The following is a 23,584-nucleotide window of genomic DNA, read 5'->3' on the forward strand; positions in this document are numbered from 1 at the left end:
TAGAGGGCGGACAACAATGGCTAGTCAGGCGGCTTTGAAACTCGTGGGCAAAGAAGAAGGCGACAAGCAACGCGCGCTAGAGGCGGCTCTCGCCCAGATCGACCGCGCGTTTGGCAAGGGCTCGGTGATGAAGCTGGGCGAAAAGGGCAAGGTCGAGATGGAGTCGGTGTCGACGGGCTCGCTGGGCCTCGACATCGCGCTTGGCATCGGCGGCCTGCCCAAGGGGCGGATCATCGAGATTTATGGCCCTGAAAGCTCGGGTAAGACGACCCTGGCCCTGCACGTGGTGGCCGAGGTCCAGAAGGCCGGCGGCACCGCCGCCTTCGTCGACGCCGAGCACGCCCTGGATCCGGGCTATGCGTTCAAGCTGGGCGTCAATCTGGACAATCTGCTGGTCTCGCAGCCTGACAACGGCGAACAGGCCCTGGAGATCACCGACACCCTGGTGCGTTCGGGCGCCGTCGACATCGTCGTGATCGACTCGGTCGCGGCCCTGACGCCGAAGGCTGAAATCGAAGGCGAGATGGGCGACAGCCTGCCGGGCCTGCAGGCCCGTCTGATGAGCCAGGCGCTGCGCAAGCTGACCGCTTCGATCAACAAGGCCAACACCATCGTCATCTTCATCAACCAGATCCGTCACAAGATCGGCGTGATGTACGGCAGCCCGGAAACGACCACGGGCGGCAACGCGCTGAAGTTCTACGCCTCGGTGCGCCTGGATATCCGTCGCACCGGATCGGTGAAGGTGCGTGACGAGATCATCGGCAACAACGTTCGTGTGAAGGTGGTCAAGAACAAGGTCGCCCCGCCGTTCCGCGAGGTCGAGTTCGACATCATGTACGGCGAGGGCATCTCCAAGCTGGGCGAAGTCATCGACCTGGGCGTCAAGGCCGGGATCATCGACAAAGCCGGCTCGTGGTTCTCGTACGGCAGCCAGCGCATCGGCCAGGGCCGCGACAATGTCCGCGAGTTCCTGAAGACCAATCCCGACGTCGCCGCCTCCATCGAGGCCGCGGTTCGCAAGTCGTCGCAGAAGATCGAGGAAGAGCTTCTGGTCGGCGGCCCGGAGGACGGCGAGGAGGAATAGTCTTCTCGCGAGGTTTCGCGGCCCTCGCCCGACCCCGGGCGTCCCCGCCTTCAACACGCCCGCGGCCGGACCGCCGCGAGGGCCGCGATCGCAGGCCGCCTGGACCCCATGCCAGGCGGCCTTTTTCGTTCGTCGGATGAAGATGCTCCCCCGCATCGCGGGGGAGCATCGGCGCGCCCAACCCGCCCTTTTCCGCTCCGTCCCGAGCCCCCATCTGCCGAGTCGGTTTCCCCTCCGCCAAAAACCGCGCTATGCAGCGCGCGACTCCCGGCCGCTCGCCGGACGCCCAGACTTGAGACGCTCATGCCCAGCCTGAACGAGATCCGCAGCACCTTCCTCGACTATTTCGGCAAGGCCGATCACGCCGTCGTCCCGTCCGCGCCGCTGGTGCCGCAGAACGATCCGACGCTGCTGTTCGTCAATGCCGGCATGGTGCCGTTCAAGAACGTGTTCACCGGCGCCGAGACCCCGGCCTATCCGCGCGCGGCAAGCTCGCAGAAGTGCGTCCGCGCCGGCGGCAAGCACAACGACCTGGACAATGTCGGCTATACCGCCCGCCACCACACCTTCTTCGAGATGCTGGGCAACTTCTCGTTCGGCGACTACTTCAAGGAACAGGCGATCCATCATGCCTGGACCCTGCTGACCCGCGAGTTCAAGCTGCCGAAGGAAAAGCTGCTGGTCACGGTCTACCACACCGACGACGAGGCGGCGGACCTGTGGAAGAAGATCGCCGGCCTGTCCGACGATCGCATCATCCGCATCCCGACCAGCGACAACTTCTGGTCGATGGGCGACACCGGCCCCTGCGGCCCGTGCTCGGAAATCTTCTTCGACCATGGCGAAGGCATCCCTGGCGGCCCTCCGGGCAGCCCCGATGAGGACGGCGATCGCTTCATCGAGATCTGGAACCTGGTGTTCATGCAGTTCGAGCAACTGGCCGGCGGCGAGCGCGTCGCGCTGCCCAAGCCCTCGATCGACACCGGCATGGGTCTGGAGCGCGTCGCGGCCGTCCTGCAGGGCGTGCACAACAACTACGATGTCGACCTGTTCAAGGCCCTGATCGCCGCCAGCGTCGAACTGACCGGCGTCAAGGCCGAAGGCGACCAGGCCCCGTCGCACCGGGTCATCGCCGACCACCTGCGCTCGTCCTCGTTCCTGCTGGCCGACGGCGTCACCCCGTCGAACGAAGGCCGCGGCTACGTCCTGCGCCGGATCATGCGCCGCGCCATGCGCCACGCCTATCTGCTGGGCGCGAACGAGCCGCTGATGCACCGCCTGGCCCCGACCCTGGTGGCCGAGATGGGCCAAGCCTATCCGGAGCTGCGCCGCGCCGAGGCCTCGATCGTCGAGACCCTGCGCCAGGAGGAAGAGCGCTTCCGCGTCACCCTGGGCCGCGGCATGGGCCTGCTGGACGAGGCGACCGCCAACCTGACCGCCGGCGGCGTGCTGGACGGCGAGACCGCCTTCAAGCTCTACGACACCTACGGTTTCCCGCTGGACCTGACCCAGGACGCCGTGCGCGCCAAGGGCCTGACCGTCGACACCGACGCGTTCGACGCGGCGATGCAGAAGCAGCGCGATATGGCGCGCGCCAACTGGGCCGGCTCGGGCCAGCAGGCCGGCGCGGCCGCCTGGTTCGCGATCAAGGAAAAGGCCGGCGCGACGGACTTCGTCGGCTACGAGACCACCGAGACCACGGGCGTCGTGAAGGCGATCGTCGTCGATGGGGTCGAGGTCGAAAGCGCCACGGGCGGGGCGACCGTCGAGGTGCTGCTGGATCGCACCAGCTTCTACGCCGAGAGCGGCGGTCAAGCCGGCGACACCGGCGTACTGGAAGCCAACGGTCGCGAGAACCGCGTGGTCGACACCCAGAAGCAGGCCGGTGAGCTCTATGTGCATCGCGTCGAACTGTCGGGCGATCTGAAGGTCGGCGACCAGGTCGTAGCCTCGGTCGACGCCGAGCGGCGCCACACCACCCGTTCCAATCACTCGGCCGCTCACCTGGTGCACGCCGCCCTGCACCACGTGCTGGGTCCGCACGTCGCCCAGAAGGGCCAGATGGTCGACGGCGAGCGCATGCGCTTCGACTTCAGCCACGGCGGCCCGCTGACGGCCGAGGAACTGGACAAGATCGAGGCCGAGGTCAACGCGGTCATCCGCCAGAACGTCCCGGCCGAGACCAAGGAAATGGCCCCGCAGGAGGCCATCGAGGCCGGCGCCGTGGCCCTGTTCGGCGAAAAGTACGGCGACAGCGTCCGCGTGCTTACGCTCGGCAAGTCGCTGAGCGATGAGGCCAAGGCCTATTCGGTCGAGCTGTGCGGCGGCACCCACGTGGCCCGCACGGGCGATATCGCCCTGTTCAAGATCGTCTCGGAGCAGGGCGTGGCCGCCGGCGTGCGTCGCATCGAGGCCCTGACGGGCGAGGCGGCCCGCCGTTTCCTGCTGGACCAGGCGGGCGTCGCCAAGTCGCTGGCCGAGCAGTTCAAGACCCCGGTCGCCGAGGTGACGCTGCGCGTCGACGCCCTGATCGCCGACCGCAAGCGTCTTGAGAAGGAACTGGCCGAAGCCAAGAAGCAGCTGGCCCTGGGCGGCGGCGGTGGCGCGGCGGCGGGCCCGGAAGACGTCAATGGCGTCGCCCTGATCGCCCGCGTCCTGGACGGCGTCGGCGGCAAGGAACTGCGCGGCGTCGCCGAGGAGTTCAAGAAGCAGCTGACCTCGGGGGTCGTGGCCCTGGTCGGCGCCTCGGACGGCAAGGCCGCCGTCACCGTGGCCGTCACCGCCGACCTGACCGGCAAGTTCAGCGCCGCCGACCTCGCCAAGGCCGCCGTGATCGCCATGGGCGGCCAGGGCGCCGGCGGCAAGGCCGACTTCGCTCAGGGCGGCGCGCCGGACGACAGCAAGGCCAACGAAGGCTTGGCCGCCGTCAAGGCGATCCTGGCCGGCTGATCGGCCTACGATCGCCTGTGATAGAAAAGACCCGCCGCGTCGCGCGGCGGGTCTTCGTCGTTCAGGCCGCCTTGAACATCGCCGACAGCTTGTTGCCGTCCGGATCGCGGGCATAGGCGATGTAGAAGCCTTCGCCATACTGCGGACGCGGACCGGGCGGACCGCCGCAGGTTCCTCCGTGGGCCAGGGCCGCGGCGTGCATGGCGTCGACCTGGGCCGTGCTCTCCGCCTCGAGCCCAATGGTCACGCCGTTGGCGGCCTGGACCGGCTGGCCGTTCTCGGGTTTGCAGATATAGACCGACGCCTCCACGCCGGGCGGCCCGTAGGCGATCCAGTCGCCCTGACGCCAAGCCTGCACAGCGCCGAGCGCGCCCAGCACCGCGTCATAGAAAGTCGCCGCCCGATCCAGGTCGCTTGCGCCGATGGTGATGTAGTTCAGCATGTCCATTCTCCCGCACCGTCGAGGGACGGCGATCGCGGGGATCGAACCTCATCGCCGCGCCAGGACGAGTCAGCAGGAGCAGCGTGGGGCGCGGGTCTTCCAGCCGTCAGCGCTTCAGCAGCAGCGCGACAACAGACAGGGTAATCGCCGAGAGCGCCGTGGTCAGGGCCACGATCCGCGCGGCGCCGCGCGGCCAGACGCCGTACGCGCGGGTCTGGATGAAGACGTTGACCGCCGTCGGCGCGGCCGCCAGCAGGGTCGCGCCGGCGCGGAAGAGGGGCGGGGCCGGGGTCAGGCCGACGGCCAGCCAGACCAGCAGTGGGAAGGCGGCCAGCTTGACGAGCGTGGCCAGGACCACCGGCGCGGTCGCTGGGGCGGCCTCGTCCTCCGCCTCGCTCAGGCCTAGGGCCGCGCCCAGCGCCACCAGGCCGACCGGACTGCCCGAGGCGGCGGCCATGCCGACAGCGCGGTCCAGCGGCTCGGGCAGGGCGATGTCCAGCAGGGCCAGGGCGACGCCGCCCAGGGCCGCGGCCACGACCGGATTGCGGAAGGCCTGGGCGGTCGAGCGCCAGACCGACCGTCCGGCCGCCCAGCCGAGCAGGCCCACGCCGGCGGTCGCCAGCACCGCGAAGTCGATGGCCACCACGCCCGCGGCCAGCCGCGCGGCTTCGGCCCCGAGGACCGCGGCGGTGACGGGCAGGGCCAGGAAGGCGCTGTTGCCGACGCCGGACGCCATGCCAGCCCCGGCGCGCTCGGCCCGGTTCCAGCCCAGCGTACGGCCCGCCGCCACGGTCGCGGCCATCAGCAGAAGGCCGATACAGGCATAGGCGACCAGGCCCAGGATCAGGTCATGGCTGGGCCGGCCCAGGCGCGACAGCGAGTGAATCAGCAGGGCGGGAAAGCCGACCCAATAGACATAGGCCGACAGACCTTGGGTCATCCGTCCGTCCAGCAGGCGCAGCCGGGCGAGGGCCACGCCGGCGCCGACCAGCAGGAAGAAAGGCCAGACCCGGGCCAGAACGTCGAGGACGAGAGGCGTCACGAGAGGCGGATCAACCTTGGCGCTCGTCGCCGGGCAGGCGGATGTGCACCAGCTTCCAGGTGAACAGCGCCCTGCGCTCGAAGGTGAAGATCGTGACCCTGCCGCTGCCGTCCGGTCGCTCGACCGCGATGCGCACGCGGTTGGGGTCCCAATAGGCGATGCCGGGATAGGGGCCCTTGATGGTGTCCTTGACCTGGTCGCCCAGCGAAGCATCGCGGGACATGGCGGGCGGGGCCTTGCCGGGGGCGTAGCCCCGGGTCAGGGCCGAGACGCCGGCCACGGTCAGGTAGCGGTCGACCTTGGGTTCGGGCGGGGCGAGCGGTTCGATGGCCTTCCTGAAGACGTTGAGCGGGTCGCGCCAGATCGACGGGGCTTCCGGCTGGGCGGCGGGGGCCTCGGCCACCAGCTGGCCGGTCAGGCTGCGGCGCACGGCGGGGAAGTCGACCAACTCGCCGATCGCCTGCACGTCCTCGTACTGGGCGGCGGCTTTCAGGGCGCGGAACGCGAACCACGGCGCGGTGGCGAAGGCGGCGGCGAAGACGAAGATCGCCAGCACGATCAGGTCCCAGATCCGCTTCTGCAGGGTCATGCCGCCTCCGAAAGGTTAACGCCGGATATCCCAGCTATCGCCGTTCCCCGCAAGACCGCTCGCGCGAGAGGCGCGGAGGGTGGGGGAGGGGGCTGGCGAAGTGACCTGCGGAAACGAAAAACGCCCCGGAGGCGATCCTCCGGGGCGTTCTCGTTCAGGCCGGAGCCCGGAGTGTCTAGGCCATGGCCTTCTTCAGGTTCTCGTCGATCTTGTCGAGGAAGCCTTCGGTGGTCAGCCAGCCTTGCTTGTCGCCGACCAGCAGCGCCAGGTCCTTGGTCATGAAGCCGCTTTCGACGGTGTCGATGCAGACCTTTTCCAGGGTCAGGGCGAAATTGGCCAGGTCCTGGTTGTTGTCCAGCTTGGCGCGGTGGGCCAGGCCACGCGTCCAGGCGAAGATCGAGGCGATCGAGTTGGTCGAGGTGCTCTCGCCCTTCTGATGCTGGCGGTAGTGCCGGGTGACGGTGCCGTGTGCGGCTTCGGCTTCCACCGTCTTGCCGTCCGGCGTCATCAGCACCGAGGTCATCAGGCCCAGCGAGCCGAAGCCCTGGGCGACGATGTCCGACTGCACGTCGCCGTCGTAGTTCTTGCAGGCCCAGACGTAGCCGCCCGACCACTTCAGCGCCGAGGCGACCATGTCGTCGATCAGGCGGTGTTCGTAGTGGATGCCCTTGGCCTTGAAGGCCTCGGCGTATTCGGCGTCGAAGATCTCCTGGAAGATGTCCTTGAAGCGACCGTCATAGGCCTTGAGGATCGTGTTCTTCGTGGAGAGGTACACCGGATAGCCGCGGCCCAGGCCGTAGGCGAACGAGGCGTGGGCGAAGTCGCGGATCGACTCGTCCAGATTGTACATGCCCATGGCCACGCCGGAGCCGGGAGCCTTGTAGATCTCGTGCTCGATGACCGCGCCGTCCTCGCCGACGAATTTCATCGTCAGGGTGCCCTTGCCCGGGAACAGGAAGTCGGTGGCCTTGTACTGGTCGCCGAAGGCGTGGCGGCCGACGATGATCGGCTGGGTCCAGCCGGGCACCAGGCGCGGCACGTTCTGGCAGATGATCGGTTCGCGGAAGATCACGCCGCCCAGGATGTTGCGGATCGTGCCGTTCGGCGACTTCCACATCTTCTTCAGATTGAATTCCTTCACGCGGGCCTCGTCCGGCGTGATGGTGGCGCACTTGACGGCGACGCCATGCTTCTTGGTCGCGTTGGCCGCGTCGATGGTCACCTGGTCGTCGGTGGCGTCGCGGTTCTCGACCGACAGGTCGTAGTAGTCCAGCTCGAGGTCGAGATACGGGAAGATCAGCTTGTCCTTGATGAGCTTCCAGATGATGCGGGTCATTTCATCGCCGTCCATGTCGACGACGGGATTGGCGACTTTGATCTTGGCCATTGCGGGGATGTTCCTCTGGCGGTGGCGCGACTGTGGCGATCTGGCGCACAGGGCCAGGAAGCGGCGCGGTCCGGGAGGCTATAGACTGTTGCGTCGCGGGGGAAAAGCGGGTCGGTTGGACCTCGTGATCAAGTTCGGTTTTCCAGCGTAGCGTTTCGAGGGCGACGGCCCAGGGGCGCGGGCCAGGCCGTGTTTCTTGAAGCACGGCTCTTTCTTGAGGACGCGAGCCGGTCTGTCCCAGACGGGCTGGGGGAGCAATTTTGAATACGAGTTCCGGAGCGGTCACGACCGTGACGACGCCGCTGGCGCGGCGGCTTCTGACCATGGTGGCGATCCTGTCGATCGCGGTGACAGGCGTCGCGACGGCGGCGGCCTTCGTCTTCGTGCGCAAGAGCGCGGCCGACACCCAGACGCGGCACCTGGCCGAATATGTCGGCGAGCGGGTCAAGACCGAGGACCGGCTGTTCTCCGACCTGGTCAAGGTCCACGACGCGGCGAGCGAGGCGCTGACGCGGCGTCTGAACATGGGCGACGATCCCGAGATCCTCGCCCAGTTCCAACGGCTGTTCCCGGAAAAGGGCGACGGCACCCGTCGCTCGGTCGACGGTCTGTTCGACGGGGCGCGGATCGGTAACCGCTACGTCTACGGCATCGGCGGCTACCTCCCCAACGCCGTAACGATGAGCCTGCCCGAGCGGGAGCTGTTCGTCGCGGCCACGGACGTGGTGGCCGCGACCGGCGAGGCCCAGATCCGCCACTACGACAACTTCTACTTCTTCACGCCCAAGACGCGGATGGTGATGTTCGGTCCGCACCGGCAGGACAAGCTGCTCTACTACCGACGCGACGCACCGCCGACCCTTTCGATCGCCAGCGAGGAGATGACCCTCCTGACCCTGCCGGAGAACAATCCGGACCGGGTGATGAAGTGCACCAAGCTGCGGCGCCTGATCTCCGATCCCAGCGGCCGAGGGCTGAACGCGGCCTGCATGACGCCCTTCTACTACAAGGGCCAGTTCATGGGGGCGTTCGGCACCAGCCTGTCGCTGGACAGCTACCTGCTGCGCGCCGTGGCCGACGCTCTGCCGGGCGGGCGTAACCTGATCGTCGCCGACGATGGCGAACTGATCGGCGCCCAGGGATTGGCTCGAGACGGCGTGGTCGACGTTGGCCTGCTGCGCAAGTTCGAGGCCGACAACGACCTGAAGAACCTGGTGGACACGATCCGCGCCCAGAAGCGCGACGTGGGCGCCGTCCTCACACCAAGGGGCGACCGACTGGTGGCCTATGGCCGACTCGTCGAGCCGGGCTGGTGGTTCTTGATGACCTTCCCGCCGGGCGACATCGTTCTGTCGTCGCTGAAGACCGCCTCCTGGGTGCTGCTGTTCGGCTTCGTCGGCGTGGCCCTGCAGGTGCTGCTGCTCTACCGCCTGACCAATCAGATGGTGGCCGCGCCGCTGGAGGCCCTGGCCGAGGCCCAGCGCCGGGGCGATCCGACCGCCGCCGAACCCATTGAGGCTCGCACCGATGAGATCGGCTCATTGGCTAGAGCGCTCCGCAGCCAGCGGGAGCGCAACGAGGAGCTGCGCCGCTCGCTGGAGGACCGCGTGGCTGAGCGCACCGCCGCGCTGGAACGCGCCAACCAGGCCAAGTCGGTGTTCCTGGCCAACATGTCCCACGAACTGCGCACGCCGCTGAACGGCGTGATCGCCATCGGCGACCGCCTCGGCGACGAGGAGGACCCGGTCGCCCGCCGGGAATTGGCGGCTCTGGTTTCATCGTCGGGACGCCTGCTGGAGCAGGTGCTGGGCGACATTCTGGACGTCTCCAAGATCGAGGCCGGCGAGTTCCAGCTGACCGTCGGGCCGTTCGACCTGACCCAGCTGGTGCGCGGCATGGCTGAGCTGCACGCCGCCGCCGCCGAGGCCAAGCACCTGGTGTTCCGCTGGTCGGTCTCGTCCGAGGCGGAAGGGACCTATGAGGGCGACTCGGGGCGGATCAGCCAGATTCTCTCGAATCTCCTGGCCAACGCCGTGAAGTTCACCGCGCGGGGCGAGGTCTCGCTGGAGGTCGACCGGGTGGACGACAAGGTCCGCTTCGTCGTGCGCGATACCGGGCTTGGCTTCGACGAGGGCGTGCGCGACCGCCTCTTCAAGCGCTTCGTCCAGGCCGATCAGTCGATCACCCGCCAGTTCGGCGGCACGGGCCTGGGCCTTTCGATCTGTGCGGCCCTGGCCGAGATGATGGGCGGCGGCATCAGCGCCGACGCCTCGCCGGGCCACGGCGCGCGCTTCGAGGTGCTGCTGCCGCTGAAGCGCTGCGCGACCCTGGCCGAGACCGCCGTCGAGGAGGATCGCGAGATCTCGCTGGAGGGCATGCGGGTGCTGGTCGCCGAGGATCACCCCACCAACCGAAAGGTCGTCGAGATCGTTCTGGAGCCGTTCGGCGTCGACCTGACCATGGTTGGCGACGGCGAGGCGGCGCTGCGGGCGCTGGACGAGGCCAGCTTCGACGCGGTGCTGATGGACATGCAGATGCCGGTCATGGACGGACTGACGGCCACGCGGGCGATCCGGGCTCGCGAGGCCGCCTCGGGCGCGCCGCCGATCCTGGTGGTCATGCTGACGGCCAACGCCATGGAGGAGCACATCGCCGCCGCCGAGGCCGCTGGCGCCGACCTGCATCTGGCCAAGCCGTTGCATCCGGCGCAGTTGCTGGAAGCCCTGGCGCGGGCCCGAAAGGGTTAGAACTCCTTCAAGACCGCTCGGCCGACGTCCGTGATGATCGCCTCACGCTGGGCCGCGTCGGCGGTCGAGGCGGTCAGAAAGACGACGAAGGCGATCCGGCGGCCGTCCTTCAGTTCGACGAAGGCCACGGCATGGTTGGTGGGCTGGACGCCGAGGTCCGACCGCGGGGCGCCGGCCGACTGGATGATGCTGGCGCCATCGGGCAGGGCGTCGGCCAGGTAGCCAGGATCGCGGTCCAGCAAGCGCGCCGGATCGGGTTTGAACAGCAGCTCGCGATTGATGAAGGCTTCCAGCAGGCGGACCAGGCCGACCGGCGTGGCGGTGTCGCGCGGGTCGGTCGCGCGCGCCCGGGCCGCGCGGGCCCGGGCGTCGGCCGGCACGGCGTCGACCGCCTTGCGCCAGGCGGCCTCGCCTTTCCAGTCGGCGCGGAACGAGGCCAGGCCGCGGGCGTCGGTGGCGATCTGGCGGCGGTAGCGGTCGACGCTGACGTGCTCGACCCGCTTGACGTCCAGCCAGCCGTTGACGCCGCCCGGCCCGCCGACCCGCTTGATAAGCAGGTCCAGCGCCGTGTTGTCGCCTTCGCGCGCCAGGGTCTCCAGCTCGGCGACGCTCCAGGTCCGGCGGCCCGGCCAGGCGTCGGCGACGGCGCTGGGCGGCGGCGACAGGTCGACATCACGAACGGTCAGGATTTCATTCAGCGGCAGGCGCCCGGCCTCGGTCTCGGCCATAACCGCCGCCAGGATCGGGATGCGCGCGGCTCCGCCCAGCGGGAACGGCCGGTCGCCGTTGAACGCCCAGAGCTGGCGCGTGCCGAGATCCTCGACCGCCACGCCCAACACGGCGGGCGCGGCGCGGACGGCGATGGCCTCGATACGCTTCTGGAGGTCCTTCGGCTTCATGGCCGGCTCTTCCTGCCCCAGCATCGGCTTCTCGCCGCAAGAGGCCAGCAAGGGCAGGGCGAGGAGGGCGGTCAGGAGGGCGCGGCGGGACATGCGGGCTAAACGCGGCCGTGGCGGTTCGGCTGCGCTGCCTCTTGCATACGGTGCGCGGTCGGCGGCAAAGGGTGCGGATGACCGAAGACTTCAAGCCCGTCCCGCCCAAAGTCACGCCCCCTTGCGTGATCCTCAACGAGCCTCAGTTGGCCGAGAATATCGGCGCGGTGGCCCGGGTGATGGCCAATTTCGGGCTCTACGACCTGCGCCTGGTGCGGCCGCGTGACGGCTGGCCGCAGGAGCGAGCCTGGGCCAGCGCCTCCGGCGCCAACTGGCCGCTGGACGACGCCAGGGTGTTCGACACTCTGGAAGCGGCGATCGCCGATCTCAAGCTGGTCTACGCCACCACCGCCCGCCCGCGCGAGACGCGCCTGCCGGTCTACACCCCGCGCGAGAGCGCCGGCCACCTGGCCGAGGAGGTCGCCCTGGGCCGCGGCGTCGGCCTGCTGTTCGGCGGCGAGCGCGCGGGGCTTGAGACCCACGACATCGCTCTGTGCCAGGCCATCGTCTCGATCCCGATCGACGAGCGCTTCCGCTCGCTGAACCTGGCCCAGGCGGTGTCGATCAACGCCTACGAATGGAAGATGACCCAGGACGACCGCCCCTGGAAGAAGTTCGAGCAGAACGTCGAGGAGCCCGCCGATCAGGCGACCCTGATGGGCCTCTACGAGCACCTCGAAGGCGAGCTGGACAAGGCCGGCTTCTATCATCCGCCGGAGAAGAAGCCCTCGATGGTGCGCAACCTGCGCGTCCCTCTGGCCCGCGCCCGCCTGACCGACCAGGAGGTCCGCACCTTCCGGGGTGTGATCACCGCGCTCAGCAAGGGGCGCGGCCGCGTCCTGGCCAAGCTGGCCGCCAAGGCCGCCAAGAGCGAGGCTCCTTAAGGATCAAAGCTCGGCGCGAATTTGACTTTAATCATCCTTTCGCCGCTCCGGCGGGCGCACGCTCCAGCCGTGGCAAAGTAAGGAACGTCCATGACCCCCGATGCAACAACCCTGATCGTCGTCGCCGATGGACGTCGCGCCCGGCTGCTGGAGCAGACGCGGATCGACGGACCGCTGCATGATCGGCCCGAATGGCTGGCTGACGTGAAGGAACATCACGACCACGCCGCTCCCAGCCATATCACCCACTCGGGCGACGCGCACGATCGGGCCGAAAAGGCGTTCCTCGCCGATCTGGCCAAGCGCGTGGAAACCCTGGTGGCCAAGCATGACCTGAACCAGGTGGTCCTCGTGGCGCCGCCCAGGGCCCTGGGACATCTGCGCGAGGCCCTGTCGTCGGCCGTCGCCAAGAAGATCGTCGGCTCGGACGCTCACGACCGCGTCGACGCCACGCTGATCACCCTGGAAAGTGTCGTTCACGCCGCGCGTTTCGCAAGCGCGGACTGAACCGACTGACGGCGCGCGACGCTTGCGTCCCGCGCCGTTCCCGCGTTCACTCCCTTCAAACAAATGTTGGGGAGGGCGGAATGAACCGTCGTGAACTGCTGGCTCTGGCCGGATTCGTGGGGCTGACGCCGAGCTTGGCGCGCGCCGCTATCCAGGAAAAAATGGATGGCGACGCCACCGCCGCGCGCAACGCCTATCTCTACGCCCTGCCCCTGATAGAGATGGCCACGACCCGCACGCGCCTCCTCAAGGCCCCCGGCGCGGCGATCAACAGGCTGAGCCATACCCGCACCCTATCGGACCATACGGCCCGCTGGGTCACGACGCCCAACAACGACACCCTCTATTCGTCCGCCTTCCTGGATCTTTCCAAGGGGGCCGCGACCCTGACCATCCCGCCGATGGGCAAGCGCTACTATTCGGTGGCGGTGATGGACATGTTCACCAACAACAATGTGGTGCTGGGGACGCGCACGATCGGCGGCGAGGGCGGGACCTTCACCCTGGTCGGACCGGGCCAGGCCTCGACGGGACCGAACCCCGTCCGCATCGCCACGCCGCATGCCTGGATGCTGATCCGTATCCTGACCGACGGCGGCGAGGACCTGGCCGCCACCCACAAGGCCCAGGACGGCTTCGTGCTGAAGGGGCCGGCTGGCGGCCCGCTCGCCGCCTACGCCGCCCGCGACGCCAAGCCGGCGGACTATTTCGCCGCCGCGCGGATCCTGCTGGCCAGCGACCCGGCCCCGCCGACCGACCTGAAGATCCTGCGTGGCACGGGCGCCTTCCTCGGTGCGGGACCCTTCAGCGAGACCGCGGCCGCCGACGGCGTCGACGAGGCCAAGATGATCACCGTCTTCGCCAAGGGGCGGCAGGTGTTCACCGGCGGCTGGTCGTATCCGCGGCCCAATCTCGGCGACTACGGCCAGGACTATCTCTATCGCGCCATCGTCGCCCTGCAGGGCCTGGGCGCGCTGCCGGTGGCCGAGGCCATGTACCTGAAGGCGGCCGGCGACGATGGGGCGGGGACCTTCACGGGCGATGGCCCCTATCGCCTGAGCCTTCCGGCCCAGCTGCCGCTGGACGGCTTCTGGTCGCTGTCGATGTACGAGGCCACCGCCGACGGCCAGTTCTTCTTCACCGACAACCCGCTCAAGCGTTACGCGATCGGCGACCGCACGCAGGGCCTGAAGCGCAACGCCGACGGGACCCTCGACCTCTGGATCGGCCGCGCCGACCCCGGCGGCGACAAGACCGCCAATTGGCTGCCCGCGCCCAAGTCCGGCCCGTTCGCGATGTACCTACGGGCCTACCTGCCCAAGGCGGAACTGCTGGACGGCCGCTTCCGGTTGCCGGCGGTGGTCAAGGTCTAGCCGGCCTCGGCCAGGCTGCGCTCCAGGTGCTCGACCAGCAGGCGGGCCTTGGCGGGCAGCAGGCGCAGGTGCGGATAGACGGCCCAGACGCCCTCGTCGGCGGGGCGGTGGGCCTCCAGCAGCGGGACCAGACGGCCGTCGGCGATCGCGGCGTCGACATAGAAGTTCGGCAGCTGGCAGATCCCCAGCCCCTGCAGCGCCGCGTCCAGCACCGCCTGGCCGCTGTTGCAGCGCCAGCGCCCTTGCGGCTTGAAGGCGATCTCGCGCTCGCCGTCGGGGCCATGCTCACGGAGCGGCCAGGTGTCGACCGCGCCCAGCACGCAGGCGTGGCGCGAGAGGTCGGCGATCGTCCGCGGAGCGCCGGCGCGCGCCAGGTAGCCGGGCGCGGCGCAGAGCCGGCGGGTGCGCGAGGCCAGGCGCTTGGCGATCAGTCGGCTGTCGGTCAGGCGGCCGAAGCGAATGGCCAGGTCGAAACCCTCGCTGACAATGTCGCGCACTGCGTCGTCCAGCTCGATCAGGATCGACAGCCTGGGGTGGGCCAGCATGAAGGCGTTGACCGCCGGGGCCACGAACCGCTCGCCATAGGCCGTCGAACAGGTCATGCGCAGCAGGCCTTTCAGTTCGCCATCCTCCTCGCCGACGGCGGCCAGGGCCTCGTCGCGGTCGAGGATCAGCTGGCGGCAACGAGTCAGGAAGGCGCGGCCGGCGTCGGTCAGGCTGACGCGGCGGGTGGTGCGATAGAGCAGGCGGGTCTGCAGCCGCTCTTCCAGCCCCGCGACGGCGCGGCTGACGCCCGAGGTCGATAGGGAGAGGCGCAGGGCGGCCTTGGAGAAGCTCTCGGCCTCGGCCGTGGCCACGAATTCGTCGATCCCGTCCCAGCGGCTCATGCGCGAGAGTTGCGATAATTGTTCCGTGTGAGCAACAATGTTTTGCGCAGATCGGGATTATCGACGCGGCCCGCGCGGCGTACCAAGATCGCGCAAATCTCTAGGGAGTCTCTCCATGAAAACCCGCGCCGCCGTCGCCTTCGAGGCCAAGAAGCCGCTGGAGATCGTCGAGGTCGACCTGGAGGGGCCGAAGTTTGGCGAGGTGATGGTCGAGATCAAGGCGACCGGCGTCTGCCACACCGACGCCTACACGCTGGACGGTCTGGACAGCGAAGGCATCTTCCCGTCGATCCTGGGCCACGAGGGCGCGGGCGTGGTGGTCGAGGTCGGTCCGGGCGTCACGTCGGTGGCGGTCGGCGATCACGTGATCCCGCTCTACACGCCCGAATGCCGTCAGTGCAAAAGCTGCCTTTCCGGCAAGACCAACCTCTGCACGGCCATCCGCGCCACCCAGGGCAAGGGGCTGATGCCTGACGGCACCAGCCGCTTCTCGTACAAGGGCCAGGCCATCGCCCACTATATGGGCTGCTCGACCTTCTCGAACTACACGGTGCTGCCCGAGATCGCGGTGGCCAAGATCCGCCGCGACGCGCCGTTCAAGACGGCCTGCTACTGCGGCTGCGGCGTGACCACGGGCGTCGGCGCGGTGACCAACACCGCCAAGGTCGAGCCGGGCGCCAACGCCATCGTCTTCGGCCTGGGCGGCATCGGCCTGAACGTCATCCAAGGTCTGAAGCTGGTCGGCGCCAACATGATCGTCGGCGTCGATCTCAACCCGGACCGCGAGGCCTGGGGCCGCAAGTTCGGCATGACCCACTTCGTCAACCCGAAGACCGTCGACGGCGATCTGGTTCAGCATCTGGTGGCCCTGACCGACGGCGGCGCCGACTACACCTTCGACGCGACCGGCAACACCACGGTCATGCGTCAGGCGCTGGAGGCCTGCCATCGCGGTTGGGGCGAGAGCATCATCATCGGCGTGGCCGAGGCCGGCAAGGAGATCTCCACCCGCCCGTTCCAGCTGGTCACTGGCCGCGTCTGGCGCGGCACCGCCTTCGGTGGCGCGCGTGGCCGCACCGACACGCCGAAGATCGTCGACTGGTACATGGACGGCAAGATCCAGATCGACCCGATGATCACCCACGTCCTGCCGCTGGAGGACATCAACAAGGCCTTCGACCTGATGCACGCGGGCGAGAGCATCCGCACCGTGGTGACGTTCTAGGATGACCGTCGAAACCACCGCCACCCATCGCGTCCACGGCGGAACGCTGCGCTACTGCAAGCACGCCTCGACCAGCACCGGCACGCCGATGAAGTTCACGGTGTGGGTTCCGGACGGGAAGGGGCCGTTCCCCTATATCGTCTGGCTGTCGGGTCTGACCTGCACCGAGGACAATTTCACGGTGAAGTCGGGCGTCTACGCCTATGCGGCCCGGCACGGCGTGGCGATCGTGGCGCCGGACACCTCGCCGCGCGGTGAGGGCGTGGCCGACGATCCAGCCTACGACCTGGGACAGGGGGCGGGCTTCTATGTCGACGCCACCCAGGCGCCGTGGGCGCCGCATTTCATGATGCATTCGTACGTCACCGGCGATCTGCTGGCGGCCGTCGATGGGGCGTTCCCGCTGGACCCGGCGCGCCGGGGGATCTTCGGCCACTCGATGGGCGGCCATGGCGCCCTGACCATCGCGCTGAAGCATCCGGAGCTCTTCAGGTCGGTCAGCGCCTTCTCGCCGATCGTCTCGCCGTTGAACTGCCCGTGGGGCGACAAGGCGATGACCGCCTATCTAGGGCCGGACCGCGCCGCCTGGCGCGCCCACGACGCCTGCGCGCTGATCGAGGACGGCAAGGGGGCCGCGTTCGACGACATCCTGATCGACCAGGGCCTAGCCGACAACTTCCTGGAAAGCCAGCTGAAGCCCGAACTGATCGAAGCCGCCGCCGCCAAGGCCGGCCGCAAGGTCACCGTCCGGCGGCAGGAGGGCTACGACCACAGTTATTTCTTCATCTCGACCTTCATTGGCGAGCACGTGGAATATCACGCGCGAAAATTGTAGTTCGTGATAGCAGGCCGTTGAGGGCGCATGGCGATCTGCTATGCTGCCTCAATGGTCCCCGAACCCTCCATCTTCGAGATCGACGAGGAAGCCGAAGCGGCCGCCGACGCCGAAGGCATGGCCGACATCGCGGCTGGTCGCGTTGTTCCGCATGAAGAGGTGGCGGCTTGGCTCGACACCTGGGGCACGCCTGATGAGCAGCCTGCTCCAGCGACGTGGCGCAAGTAGTCTGGACCAAGCGTGCGCTGGCCGACCTGATGGCCATTCGCGAGTATATCGGGCAGTTCAGTCCCCTGGCCGCGCAACGCATCGCCGCGCGTCTGAGGTCGGCGGCCGAGAGTTTGGCTGAGCACCCCGAACGTGGGCGCTTGGCGACAGCCACGTTGCGGGAACTGGTCGTCGTGCCGCCCTACGTGATCCGCTACTATTTCGGCGACGATGCCGTGCGCATCGTCCGTATCCGGCATGCCGCCCAGCTCTGAGGCGACCGCATTGACTCGTATGGGCTCCTCCGGCATAAACCGCGCCTTCACGCCGCCGGCTCGCCGGACGGCGCGAAAAACGCATGACGGATTGACCCGAAGCCGCCGTTGAGATCGCACCTCGTTCGAGGGGCCGGCACGGATCGAATAAAAAGAGTGACTTATGTCCAAGCGCCATAGCGCCAAGTACAAGATCGACCGTCGCATGGGTGAAAACCTGTGGGGCCGTCCCAAGTCCCCGGTCAACCAACGCTCGTACGGCCCCGGCCAGCACGGCCAACGCCGCAAGCAGAAGGTTTCGGACTTCGGCCTGCAGCTGCGCGCCAAGCAAAAGCTGAAGGGCTACTACGGCAACCTGACCGAGAAGCAATTCTCGCGCACCTACGAGGAAGCTGCTCGCCGCAAGGGCAACACCTCGGAGAACCTGATCTCGCTGCTCGAATCGCGCCTGGACGCCATCGTCTATCGCGCCAAGTTCGTGCCGACCGTGTTCGCCGCCCGCCAGTTCGTGAACCACGGCCACGTGACCGTGAACGGCAAGCGCGTGAACATTCCGTCGTACCGCTGCAAGGCCGGTGACGTGATCGCGGTCCGCGAAAAGTCGCGCAACATGGCGCTCGTGCTCGAAGCCGTCGCCTCGAACGAGCGCGACTTCGCCGAGTACGTGTCGGTCGACGCCAAGGGCCTGTCGGCCACCTTCGTCCGCGCTCCGGAACTGTCGGAAGTTCCGTATCCGGTGAAGATGGAACCGAACCTGGTCGTCGAATTCTACGCTTCGTAAGCGTCGGATCCGAACAGATACGGAAAAGGCCCCGGAGCGATCCGGGGCCTTTTTTGTTGCACCCTCCGCGCATCGCGGGGGGAGGGTCTTGTCCTTAAGGGCTTCGCGCCTCTTGAAACGGCTAGGGCGCTATCCCAGCTTTAGGAGGCGGGACCGGGCCCCTCTGGCGAGTGATGCAAGCACTCGTGATGTCGGACCGCATCGGGTGTTCTCGATGTCTGGGTCCGGCCGCCACCGCCCCTCCCCAAAAGGCGCCGCCTGTCATCGAGGACACCCGATCCATTCCCTTGGACCGGAGGTTCCTTGATGCCCCTTCTGATGTGCCCCAACTGCGATGGCTCCATGCAGGCCGTGCAGCGCGCCAGCGTCGAGTTCGACATGTGCCCGCGCTGCCGAGGCGTCTGGCTGGACCGGGGCGAACTTGAAAAGCTGATGTCCCTGGAGCGCGAAGAGACCCAGGCGATCTACAACGAGCCGCGGCCCTACACGCGTCCCGACCATCACCACGATCACCACAAGCGCGATCATGGGCGCCATGACCATGACGATGACCGTCGCCATTCGGGCTCGTACGGCCAAAAGAAAAAGCGCTTCGACCTATTCGACATCTTCGACTGACGACCCTGATAGACCGATGAACCACCTCAAGACCTACATGCTGCTGGCGGGCCTGACCGCGCTGTTCATGGGCGCCGGCTATCTGATCGGCGGTCCCACGGGGATGCTGATCGCCCTGGCCTTCGCCGTGGCGCTGAACGCGTTCTCGTATTGGAACGCGGACAAGATCGTGCTGCGGACCTATGGCGCGCAGACGGTGGACGAGAGCCATCCCGAGCCGCTGATCCGTCACTATGTGACGGACGTCGTGGAGATGGCGCGGAAGGCTGGCCTGCCGCGTCCGCGCGTGACGGTGATCCAGAGCGACCAGCCCAACGCCTTCGCCACCGGCCGCGACCCGGCCCACGCCGCCGTCGCCGCGACCACGGGCCTGTTGTCCCTGCTGACTCGCGATGAGATCCGGGGCGTGATGGCCCACGAACTGGCCCACGTGAAGAACCGCGACACCCTGACCATGACCGTGACGGCCACCATCGCGGGCGCGATCTCGGCCCTGGCCAATTTCGCGTTCTTCTTCGGCGGTTCGCGGGACGAGGAGCGGCCGGGCGGCGTGATCGGGGCGATCGCCATCGCCATCCTCGCGCCCATCGCCGCCATGCTGGTGCAGATGGCCATCAGCCGGACCCGCGAGTACGAGGCCGACCGCATCGGCGCGTCGATCGGCGGCGACCCGGCGGCCCTGGCCCGCGCGCTGGAGAAGATCGAGGCTTACGCCCGCGGCGGCTATGTGAACTACGAGGCCGAGCGCAATCCGGCCACGGCCCACATGTTCATCATCAACCCGCTGAACGGCAAGGGCGCCGACAGCCTGTTCTCGACCCACCCGGCGACCCGCAACCGCGTCGAGGCGCTGATGCGGCTGGGCGTCTCGCGCCAGGCCCGTCGCCCCGTCCCGGCCATGGCGACCGCGCCCTCGGTCCCACCCAGCCCCGACCGCGAGCCCGGTCCCTGGGGGTAGCCAGCCGATCCTCGTTAGGGGATGCTCCGCCTCCGGGCGGTTAGCGACATGTGGAGTGGATGGCGAGCGGAGGGTCACGCAGGCGTTTCATGCTCTCCGGCGCGGCGTTCGTGCTGGCCGGCTGCGCGACGACGCCGAGGCTTGTCTCCGGCGAAACCTGGCCGGAGCTGGAGCCTCTGCTCATGGTCTCGCTGGAGCGCCGCGCGGTGACGATCCGGATCGAGAGCCGAGGCTGCGCCAACCGGGCGGACATGGTCTTCCGGGTGGACCGCAAGGATGGCCGGGCGGTGGTCGCCTTCGCCCGTCGCCGACTGGAGACCTGCAAGGGTCCCAAGGTCTGGGCGGACATGACGTTTAGTTATGAAGAGCTTGGTCTGAAGCGCGGCGAGCGGGTCTTGATCGCCAATCCGACAGCGTCTGAAGGGCAGCGGCGAGGGGGCCTCTGATGTTCGACAAAATCCGGAAGGCCCTCGGCAACTTCGCCGAGAATGTGGCCCGAGAGTCGAGCGCTTGGAAGATCCAGTGCACGAGCTGTGGTCGGCAGCGGTCGTTGGCCTCCACGGGCGGCATCCGCTACGGAGGCTTTGGAACGAGCTACACGCTCGGCACATGTTCGCGGTGCGGCGGCCTCCGGATGCTCCGGATCTACAAGCCTGAGAAGACGCTTCCCTAACCCTTCGGCGTGAAGCGTTCGATCATCCAGGGCAGGACGCGCGCGGGGCGCTTGGCGGCGATGTCGAGCAGCACCCAGTCGGTGCGGCTCTGGGCGCACATCTCGCCGTCCGGGCCGTCGATGCGGACATAGCGCTCGAACCGCGGGCCTTTCAGCTCGCCGACCCAGGTGTAGCCGGTGGCGATTTCGCCGGGCAGCAGCTCGCGGCGATAGTCGATCTCGTGGCGGCGCGCGATCCAGCTCCAGGGCGCGCGCTGCTCCTCCGTCGCCCAGGCTTCCCAATGGGCGATGGCCAGGTCCTGGGCCCAGCCCAAATAGACCACGTTGTTGACGTGGCCGTTAGCGTCGATGTCCGACGCCTTGGGCTCGAAGGTCAGGGAATAGGCGTCACCCGGAGGGACGAACAGGCGGCTCACGCGCGGATCAGGCCGCGATGAGGCCCTGGTCGACGAAGAGGGTCTTCAGTTCGCCCGACTGGAACATCTCGCGGATAATGTCGCTGCCGCCCAGGAATTCGCCCTTCACATAGAGCTGTGGGATGGTCGGCCAGTCGGTGAAGGTCTTGACGCCCTGGCGCAGGTCGTCGTCCTGCAGGACGTCGACGCCGATGAACTCGACGCCCAGGTGGTCGAGGATCTGGACGACGACCGACGAGAAGCCGCAGCGCGGCTGGTCCGGCACGCCCTTCATGAACACCACGACCGGATTTTCGGCCACGGTCTTGGCGATGAAGTCGAGGGCGGGGGAGGAGGCGACGTCGGTCATCGGGATTGTCCTGGAACTCAAGGCTTTCAGCTAGGCGCCCCGGGCCGAAGGGTCAAGTGCGCCCTGTCTATCAAGTACGATTGGCGGCCTTCTCGCGTTCCTGGGCCGAGAAGCGGGCCATCTCGATCTGGGCGCAGACGCCGTTGGGTAGGTCGCGCTCGACCACGGCGGCCAGACGCTCGACATCCTGGCGGGTGTCGGCGGTGATGCGCACGGTCGACAGCGACGGCTCGGTCAGGGCGTAGCCCAGGCAGATGTCCTCGCCGCTCCAGCCCTGGGTGGCGTGCAGGAACTCATAACCGCCGATATCGGCCAGAGGGTCGGACCGGCGCCGCCAAAGGGACGGTTTCGGAGCGGCCAGGCCGCCGCCCTCGCGCAGGACCTGGGGCCAGAAGTCCTCGCCGATCACGGCGAAATCGTGCGTCGAGGCGTGGCGGATGCGGTGACGCTCGGCCCAGCCGGACGACAGGTTGAACGGCGAGGAGATGGTCGTGACCATCCCGTTCTTCAGCAGATGCGGATCGATGTCGCCGCGGCTGGCGACGCCCAGGCCATGGATCGCGTGGCTGTCGTACAGCGAGCGCAGGCCGGCCTCGAAGACGGGCGGCAGGGCCGGGGCCAGCGGGTCGTTGATCAGCACGAGGTCGAGATAGTCTAGCGAAAGACCCTCGAACGCCGACTTCAGCAGGTCGTCGACGGCCTCGTGGCCCAGGGCCGCCGCGTCGCCGCGCACCCGCCAGGTCAGGAACAGCAGCCGCCGCTCGACGCTGGCGAAGGCCTCGGCCGCACCCTTCAGCAGTTCGGGCGAGTCGCCCTCGACCTGGAAGCTGTTGATGCCGTTTTCCAGCGCCGTGAAGATCAGGGCGCGCCATTCGCTGGTCCGGAGGCGCGAGCTGTCGGCCAGGCGCAGCGTGAGCGCCGAAATCGCCATGCCCGAGGCGCCGAAGGGCCGGTAGCGCACGCCCTTCTCCTATTCCGCCGGAGCAGCGGTTTCGAGGGCCAGGGCGTGCAGAGTCCCGCCCAGCACGTCGGCCAGGGCCTTGTTGACCAGCTGGTGCTGGCGCACGCGCGGCAGACCCTTGAAGGCCGGCGAGACGATGCGGGCCTTCCAGTGGTCGTTGTCGCCGGCCAGGTCGGTCAGCACGATCTCGGAATCGGGGAAGGCCTTGGTGAGGCGGGCCTCAAGCTCGGCGTGGGACATGGGCACTGGGAAGGCTCCGGTCTCTGAAGGGCTTATTTGGCCGGGATTTCTTAACAACGAACCTACGCTGACAGCGTTGGTCACGAGGGTCCACGGCGATATGAGCGAGATTTAATTGAATTCGCCACCTCGCGCACGGCATGTAGGCGCCATGATCCGTCTTTCTGCGCTGATCGCCGCGGCGATCCTCTCCGCCGCCGCGCCGGCGCTGGCCGCTCCCGGCGACAAGGCCATCGACGATGTCCGCACCCTGTCGGCCGATGACATGCAGGGCCGTGCGCCTGGCACGCCGGGTTCGGAAAAGGCGCGGACCTACATCCTGTCGCGCTTCGCGCAGATCGGCCTCTCGCCGATCGGCGACAGGTTCGAGCAGCCCTTCGAGTTCGCCAAGCGCGACGGGACCAAGCTGCAGGGCGTCAACCTGGTGGCCCGCATCAAGGGGACCAGGCCCGGCAAGGCGATGGTCGTCTCGGCCCACTACGATCATCTGGGCGTCCGTAACGGCGAGATCTACAACGGCGCCGATGACAACGCCTCGGGCGTGGCGGGTCTGCTGGCCGTGGCCGAGGCCTTCAAGGCCAAGCGGCCCAAGCACGACGTGATCTTCGCGGTGGTCGACGCCGAGGAGAGCGGCTTGCGCGGCGCCAAGGCCTTCGCCGCCGCCCCGCCGGTTCCGCTGGAGACCATCGCGCTCGACGTCAATTTCGACATGCTGGGCAAGAACGCCAAGAACGAGCTCTACGTCTCGGGCGCTTCGCCGTTCCCCTTCCTGAAGCCGATCCTGGTCAAGGTCGCCACGACCGCGAAGGTGACGCTGAAGCTGGGCCACGACACCGACACCGACGGCAAGGAAAACAACTGGACCACCCAGTCCGACCACTACGCCTTTGGCGAAAAGGGCGTGCCGTGGGTCTATTTCGGGGTCGAGGACCATCCCGAATATCATAAGCCCACGGATGATTTCGCGACCGTGCCTCAGGACTTCTTCAAGCGTTCGGTGGCGACCGTCGTCCAGGCCAGCCTGGCGCTCGAAAAGGACCTCGACGATGTGGTCAAGGCTTCGGGGCGCTAAGTCTCGGGTTTGATTTGAATTTCCGCGCGACGAAATGTCGCCGCGGCTGGCGGAGCCACGCAATCTTTCCTTATTCTGGCGAGGTGCA

At 67.9% G+C, this 23,584-nt stretch carries 26 protein-coding genes; 16 read left to right on the top strand and 10 right to left on the bottom strand.

Features of this window, described 5'->3' with window-relative positions; translation table 11 throughout:
- The first annotated feature begins 16 nt into the window (after positions 1–16).
- Together recA and alaS are read left to right on the top strand one after the other, a co-directional pair.
- Positions 17–1,087: a recombinase RecA gene (gene recA, locus AC1RNC_RS01975; protein ID WP_099580226.1), complete on the top strand. Its 1,071-nt coding sequence runs from the start codon at positions 17–19 to the stop codon at positions 1,085–1,087.
- 303 nt (positions 1,088–1,390) lie between these two features.
- On the top strand, positions 1,391–4,036 hold the full coding sequence (gene alaS / locus AC1RNC_RS01980; protein WP_492883284.1) for an alanine--tRNA ligase: 2,646 nt from the start codon (positions 1,391–1,393) through the stop codon (positions 4,034–4,036).
- 61 nt (positions 4,037–4,097) lie between these two features.
- Here alaS and AC1RNC_RS01985 read toward each other — a convergent pair whose 3' ends face one another.
- From AC1RNC_RS01985 to AC1RNC_RS02000, 4 genes are all read right to left on the bottom strand, one after another.
- On the bottom strand, positions 4,098–4,478 hold the full coding sequence (locus tag AC1RNC_RS01985; RefSeq protein ID WP_492883286.1) for a VOC family protein: 381 nt from the start codon (positions 4,476–4,478) through the stop codon (positions 4,098–4,100).
- Between the two features lie 106 nt (positions 4,479–4,584).
- Positions 4,585–5,520 carry an AEC family transporter gene (locus tag AC1RNC_RS01990; RefSeq protein WP_492883288.1) on the bottom strand — a complete coding sequence of 312 codons (936 nt, stop codon included), beginning with the start codon at positions 5,518–5,520 and terminating at the stop codon, positions 4,585–4,587.
- Positions 5,521–5,530: 10 nt separating this feature from the next.
- On the bottom strand, positions 5,531–6,109 hold the full coding sequence (locus tag AC1RNC_RS01995; protein ID WP_492883290.1) for a DUF2939 domain-containing protein: 579 nt from the start codon (positions 6,107–6,109) through the stop codon (positions 5,531–5,533).
- 175 nt (positions 6,110–6,284) lie between these two features.
- Entirely contained in the window at positions 6,285–7,496 is a 1,212-nt protein-coding gene (locus tag AC1RNC_RS02000) for an NADP-dependent isocitrate dehydrogenase (RefSeq protein ID WP_492883292.1), read from the bottom strand.
- 260 nt (positions 7,497–7,756) lie between these two features.
- On the opposite strand from AC1RNC_RS02000, the gene AC1RNC_RS02005 reads away from it, so the two are divergent.
- Positions 7,757–10,243: an ATP-binding protein gene (locus AC1RNC_RS02005; RefSeq protein WP_492883294.1), complete on the top strand. Its 2,487-nt coding sequence runs from the start codon at positions 7,757–7,759 to the stop codon at positions 10,241–10,243.
- On the opposite strand, the gene AC1RNC_RS02010 is transcribed toward AC1RNC_RS02005, so the two are convergent.
- A complete protein-coding gene (locus AC1RNC_RS02010; protein WP_492883296.1) occupies positions 10,240–11,235 on the bottom strand; it encodes a serine hydrolase in 996 nt (331 codons plus the stop codon). The genes AC1RNC_RS02005 and AC1RNC_RS02010 overlap by 4 nt on opposite strands.
- A gap of 77 nt (positions 11,236–11,312) precedes the next feature.
- On the opposite strand from AC1RNC_RS02010, the gene AC1RNC_RS02015 reads away from it, so the two are divergent.
- The 3 genes from AC1RNC_RS02015 (at position 11,313) to AC1RNC_RS02025 (ending at position 13,999) form a co-directional block, all read left to right on the top strand.
- Positions 11,313–12,119: an RNA methyltransferase gene (locus AC1RNC_RS02015; protein ID WP_492835074.1), complete on the top strand. Its 807-nt coding sequence runs from the start codon at positions 11,313–11,315 to the stop codon at positions 12,117–12,119.
- 90 nt (positions 12,120–12,209) lie between these two features.
- Positions 12,210–12,626, top strand: coding sequence for a host attachment protein (locus AC1RNC_RS02020; RefSeq protein WP_492883298.1), 417 nt, complete (start codon positions 12,210–12,212; stop codon positions 12,624–12,626).
- 80 nt (positions 12,627–12,706) lie between these two features.
- On the top strand, positions 12,707–13,999 hold the full coding sequence (locus AC1RNC_RS02025) for a DUF1254 domain-containing protein (protein ID WP_492883300.1): 1,293 nt from the start codon (positions 12,707–12,709) through the stop codon (positions 13,997–13,999).
- Here the strand turns inward: AC1RNC_RS02025 and AC1RNC_RS02030 are convergent.
- The gene (locus AC1RNC_RS02030) at positions 13,996–14,886 is read right to left on the bottom strand and encodes a LysR substrate-binding domain-containing protein (RefSeq protein WP_492883301.1); all 891 of its coding nucleotides are present in this window, start codon (positions 14,884–14,886) and stop codon (positions 13,996–13,998) included. The two genes, AC1RNC_RS02025 and AC1RNC_RS02030, sit on opposite strands and share 4 nt — an antisense overlap.
- Before the next feature lie 115 nt (positions 14,887–15,001).
- Between AC1RNC_RS02030 and AC1RNC_RS02035 the strand changes: the two genes are divergently transcribed.
- The 9 genes from AC1RNC_RS02035 (at position 15,002) to AC1RNC_RS02075 (ending at position 20,458) form a co-directional block, all read left to right on the top strand.
- Positions 15,002–16,111, top strand: coding sequence for an S-(hydroxymethyl)glutathione dehydrogenase/class III alcohol dehydrogenase (locus AC1RNC_RS02035; RefSeq protein ID WP_492883302.1), 1,110 nt, complete (start codon positions 15,002–15,004; stop codon positions 16,109–16,111).
- Between the two features lies 1 nt (position 16,112).
- On the top strand, positions 16,113–16,946 hold the full coding sequence (gene fghA / locus AC1RNC_RS02040; RefSeq protein WP_492883303.1) for an S-formylglutathione hydrolase: 834 nt from the start codon (positions 16,113–16,115) through the stop codon (positions 16,944–16,946).
- 51 nt (positions 16,947–16,997) lie between these two features.
- Positions 16,998–17,174, top strand: a complete 177-nt coding sequence (locus tag AC1RNC_RS02045; RefSeq protein WP_492836063.1) for an antitoxin — start codon at positions 16,998–17,000, stop codon at positions 17,172–17,174.
- 29 nt (positions 17,175–17,203) lie between these two features.
- The gene (locus tag AC1RNC_RS02050) at positions 17,204–17,428 is read left to right on the top strand and encodes a type II toxin-antitoxin system RelE/ParE family toxin (protein ID WP_492884372.1); all 225 of its coding nucleotides are present in this window, start codon (positions 17,204–17,206) and stop codon (positions 17,426–17,428) included.
- A gap of 163 nt (positions 17,429–17,591) precedes the next feature.
- Positions 17,592–18,209, top strand: coding sequence for a 30S ribosomal protein S4 (gene rpsD, locus AC1RNC_RS02055; RefSeq protein ID WP_099580201.1), 618 nt, complete (start codon positions 17,592–17,594; stop codon positions 18,207–18,209).
- Positions 18,210–18,515: 306 nt separating this feature from the next.
- Positions 18,516–18,827, top strand: a complete 312-nt coding sequence (locus AC1RNC_RS02060) for a TFIIB-type zinc ribbon-containing protein (RefSeq protein WP_492883305.1) — start codon at positions 18,516–18,518, stop codon at positions 18,825–18,827.
- A 16-nt stretch (positions 18,828–18,843) separates the two neighbouring features.
- Positions 18,844–19,785, top strand: a complete 942-nt coding sequence (htpX, locus tag AC1RNC_RS02065; RefSeq protein WP_492883307.1) for a zinc metalloprotease HtpX — start codon at positions 18,844–18,846, stop codon at positions 19,783–19,785.
- Positions 19,786–19,874: 89 nt separating this feature from the next.
- A complete protein-coding gene (locus AC1RNC_RS02070; RefSeq protein WP_492883309.1) occupies positions 19,875–20,231 on the top strand; it encodes a hypothetical protein in 357 nt (118 codons plus the stop codon).
- Positions 20,231–20,458, top strand: a complete 228-nt coding sequence (locus AC1RNC_RS02075) for a hypothetical protein (protein WP_492883311.1) — start codon at positions 20,231–20,233, stop codon at positions 20,456–20,458. The genes AC1RNC_RS02070 and AC1RNC_RS02075 overlap by 1 nt, the downstream gene beginning before the upstream one ends.
- On the opposite strand, the gene AC1RNC_RS02080 is transcribed toward AC1RNC_RS02075, so the two are convergent.
- The 4 genes from AC1RNC_RS02080 to AC1RNC_RS02095 all read right to left on the bottom strand — a co-directional run bounded on the left by AC1RNC_RS02080 (position 20,455) and on the right by AC1RNC_RS02095 (position 22,430).
- A complete protein-coding gene (locus AC1RNC_RS02080; protein ID WP_492883313.1) occupies positions 20,455–20,874 on the bottom strand; it encodes an acyl-CoA thioesterase in 420 nt (139 codons plus the stop codon). The two genes, AC1RNC_RS02075 and AC1RNC_RS02080, sit on opposite strands and share 4 nt — an antisense overlap.
- 7 nt (positions 20,875–20,881) lie before the next feature.
- On the bottom strand, positions 20,882–21,223 hold the full coding sequence (gene grxD, locus AC1RNC_RS02085; RefSeq protein WP_492835053.1) for a Grx4 family monothiol glutaredoxin: 342 nt from the start codon (positions 21,221–21,223) through the stop codon (positions 20,882–20,884).
- 70 nt (positions 21,224–21,293) lie between these two features.
- Positions 21,294–22,184: a hypothetical protein gene (locus tag AC1RNC_RS02090; RefSeq protein WP_492835051.1), complete on the bottom strand. Its 891-nt coding sequence runs from the start codon at positions 22,182–22,184 to the stop codon at positions 21,294–21,296.
- Between the two features lie 9 nt (positions 22,185–22,193).
- On the bottom strand, positions 22,194–22,430 hold the full coding sequence (locus tag AC1RNC_RS02095) for a BolA/IbaG family iron-sulfur metabolism protein (protein ID WP_492835049.1): 237 nt from the start codon (positions 22,428–22,430) through the stop codon (positions 22,194–22,196).
- A 145-nt stretch (positions 22,431–22,575) separates the two neighbouring features.
- Between AC1RNC_RS02095 and AC1RNC_RS02100 the strand changes: the two genes are divergently transcribed.
- Complete coding sequence (locus AC1RNC_RS02100) at positions 22,576–23,496, top strand: M20/M25/M40 family metallo-hydrolase (RefSeq protein ID WP_492883316.1); 921 nt, start codon at positions 22,576–22,578, stop codon at positions 23,494–23,496.
- The last annotated feature ends 88 nt before the right edge of the window (positions 23,497–23,584 follow it).

The organism is Caulobacter sp. GW822-FHT01G02 (assembly GCF_058802865.1).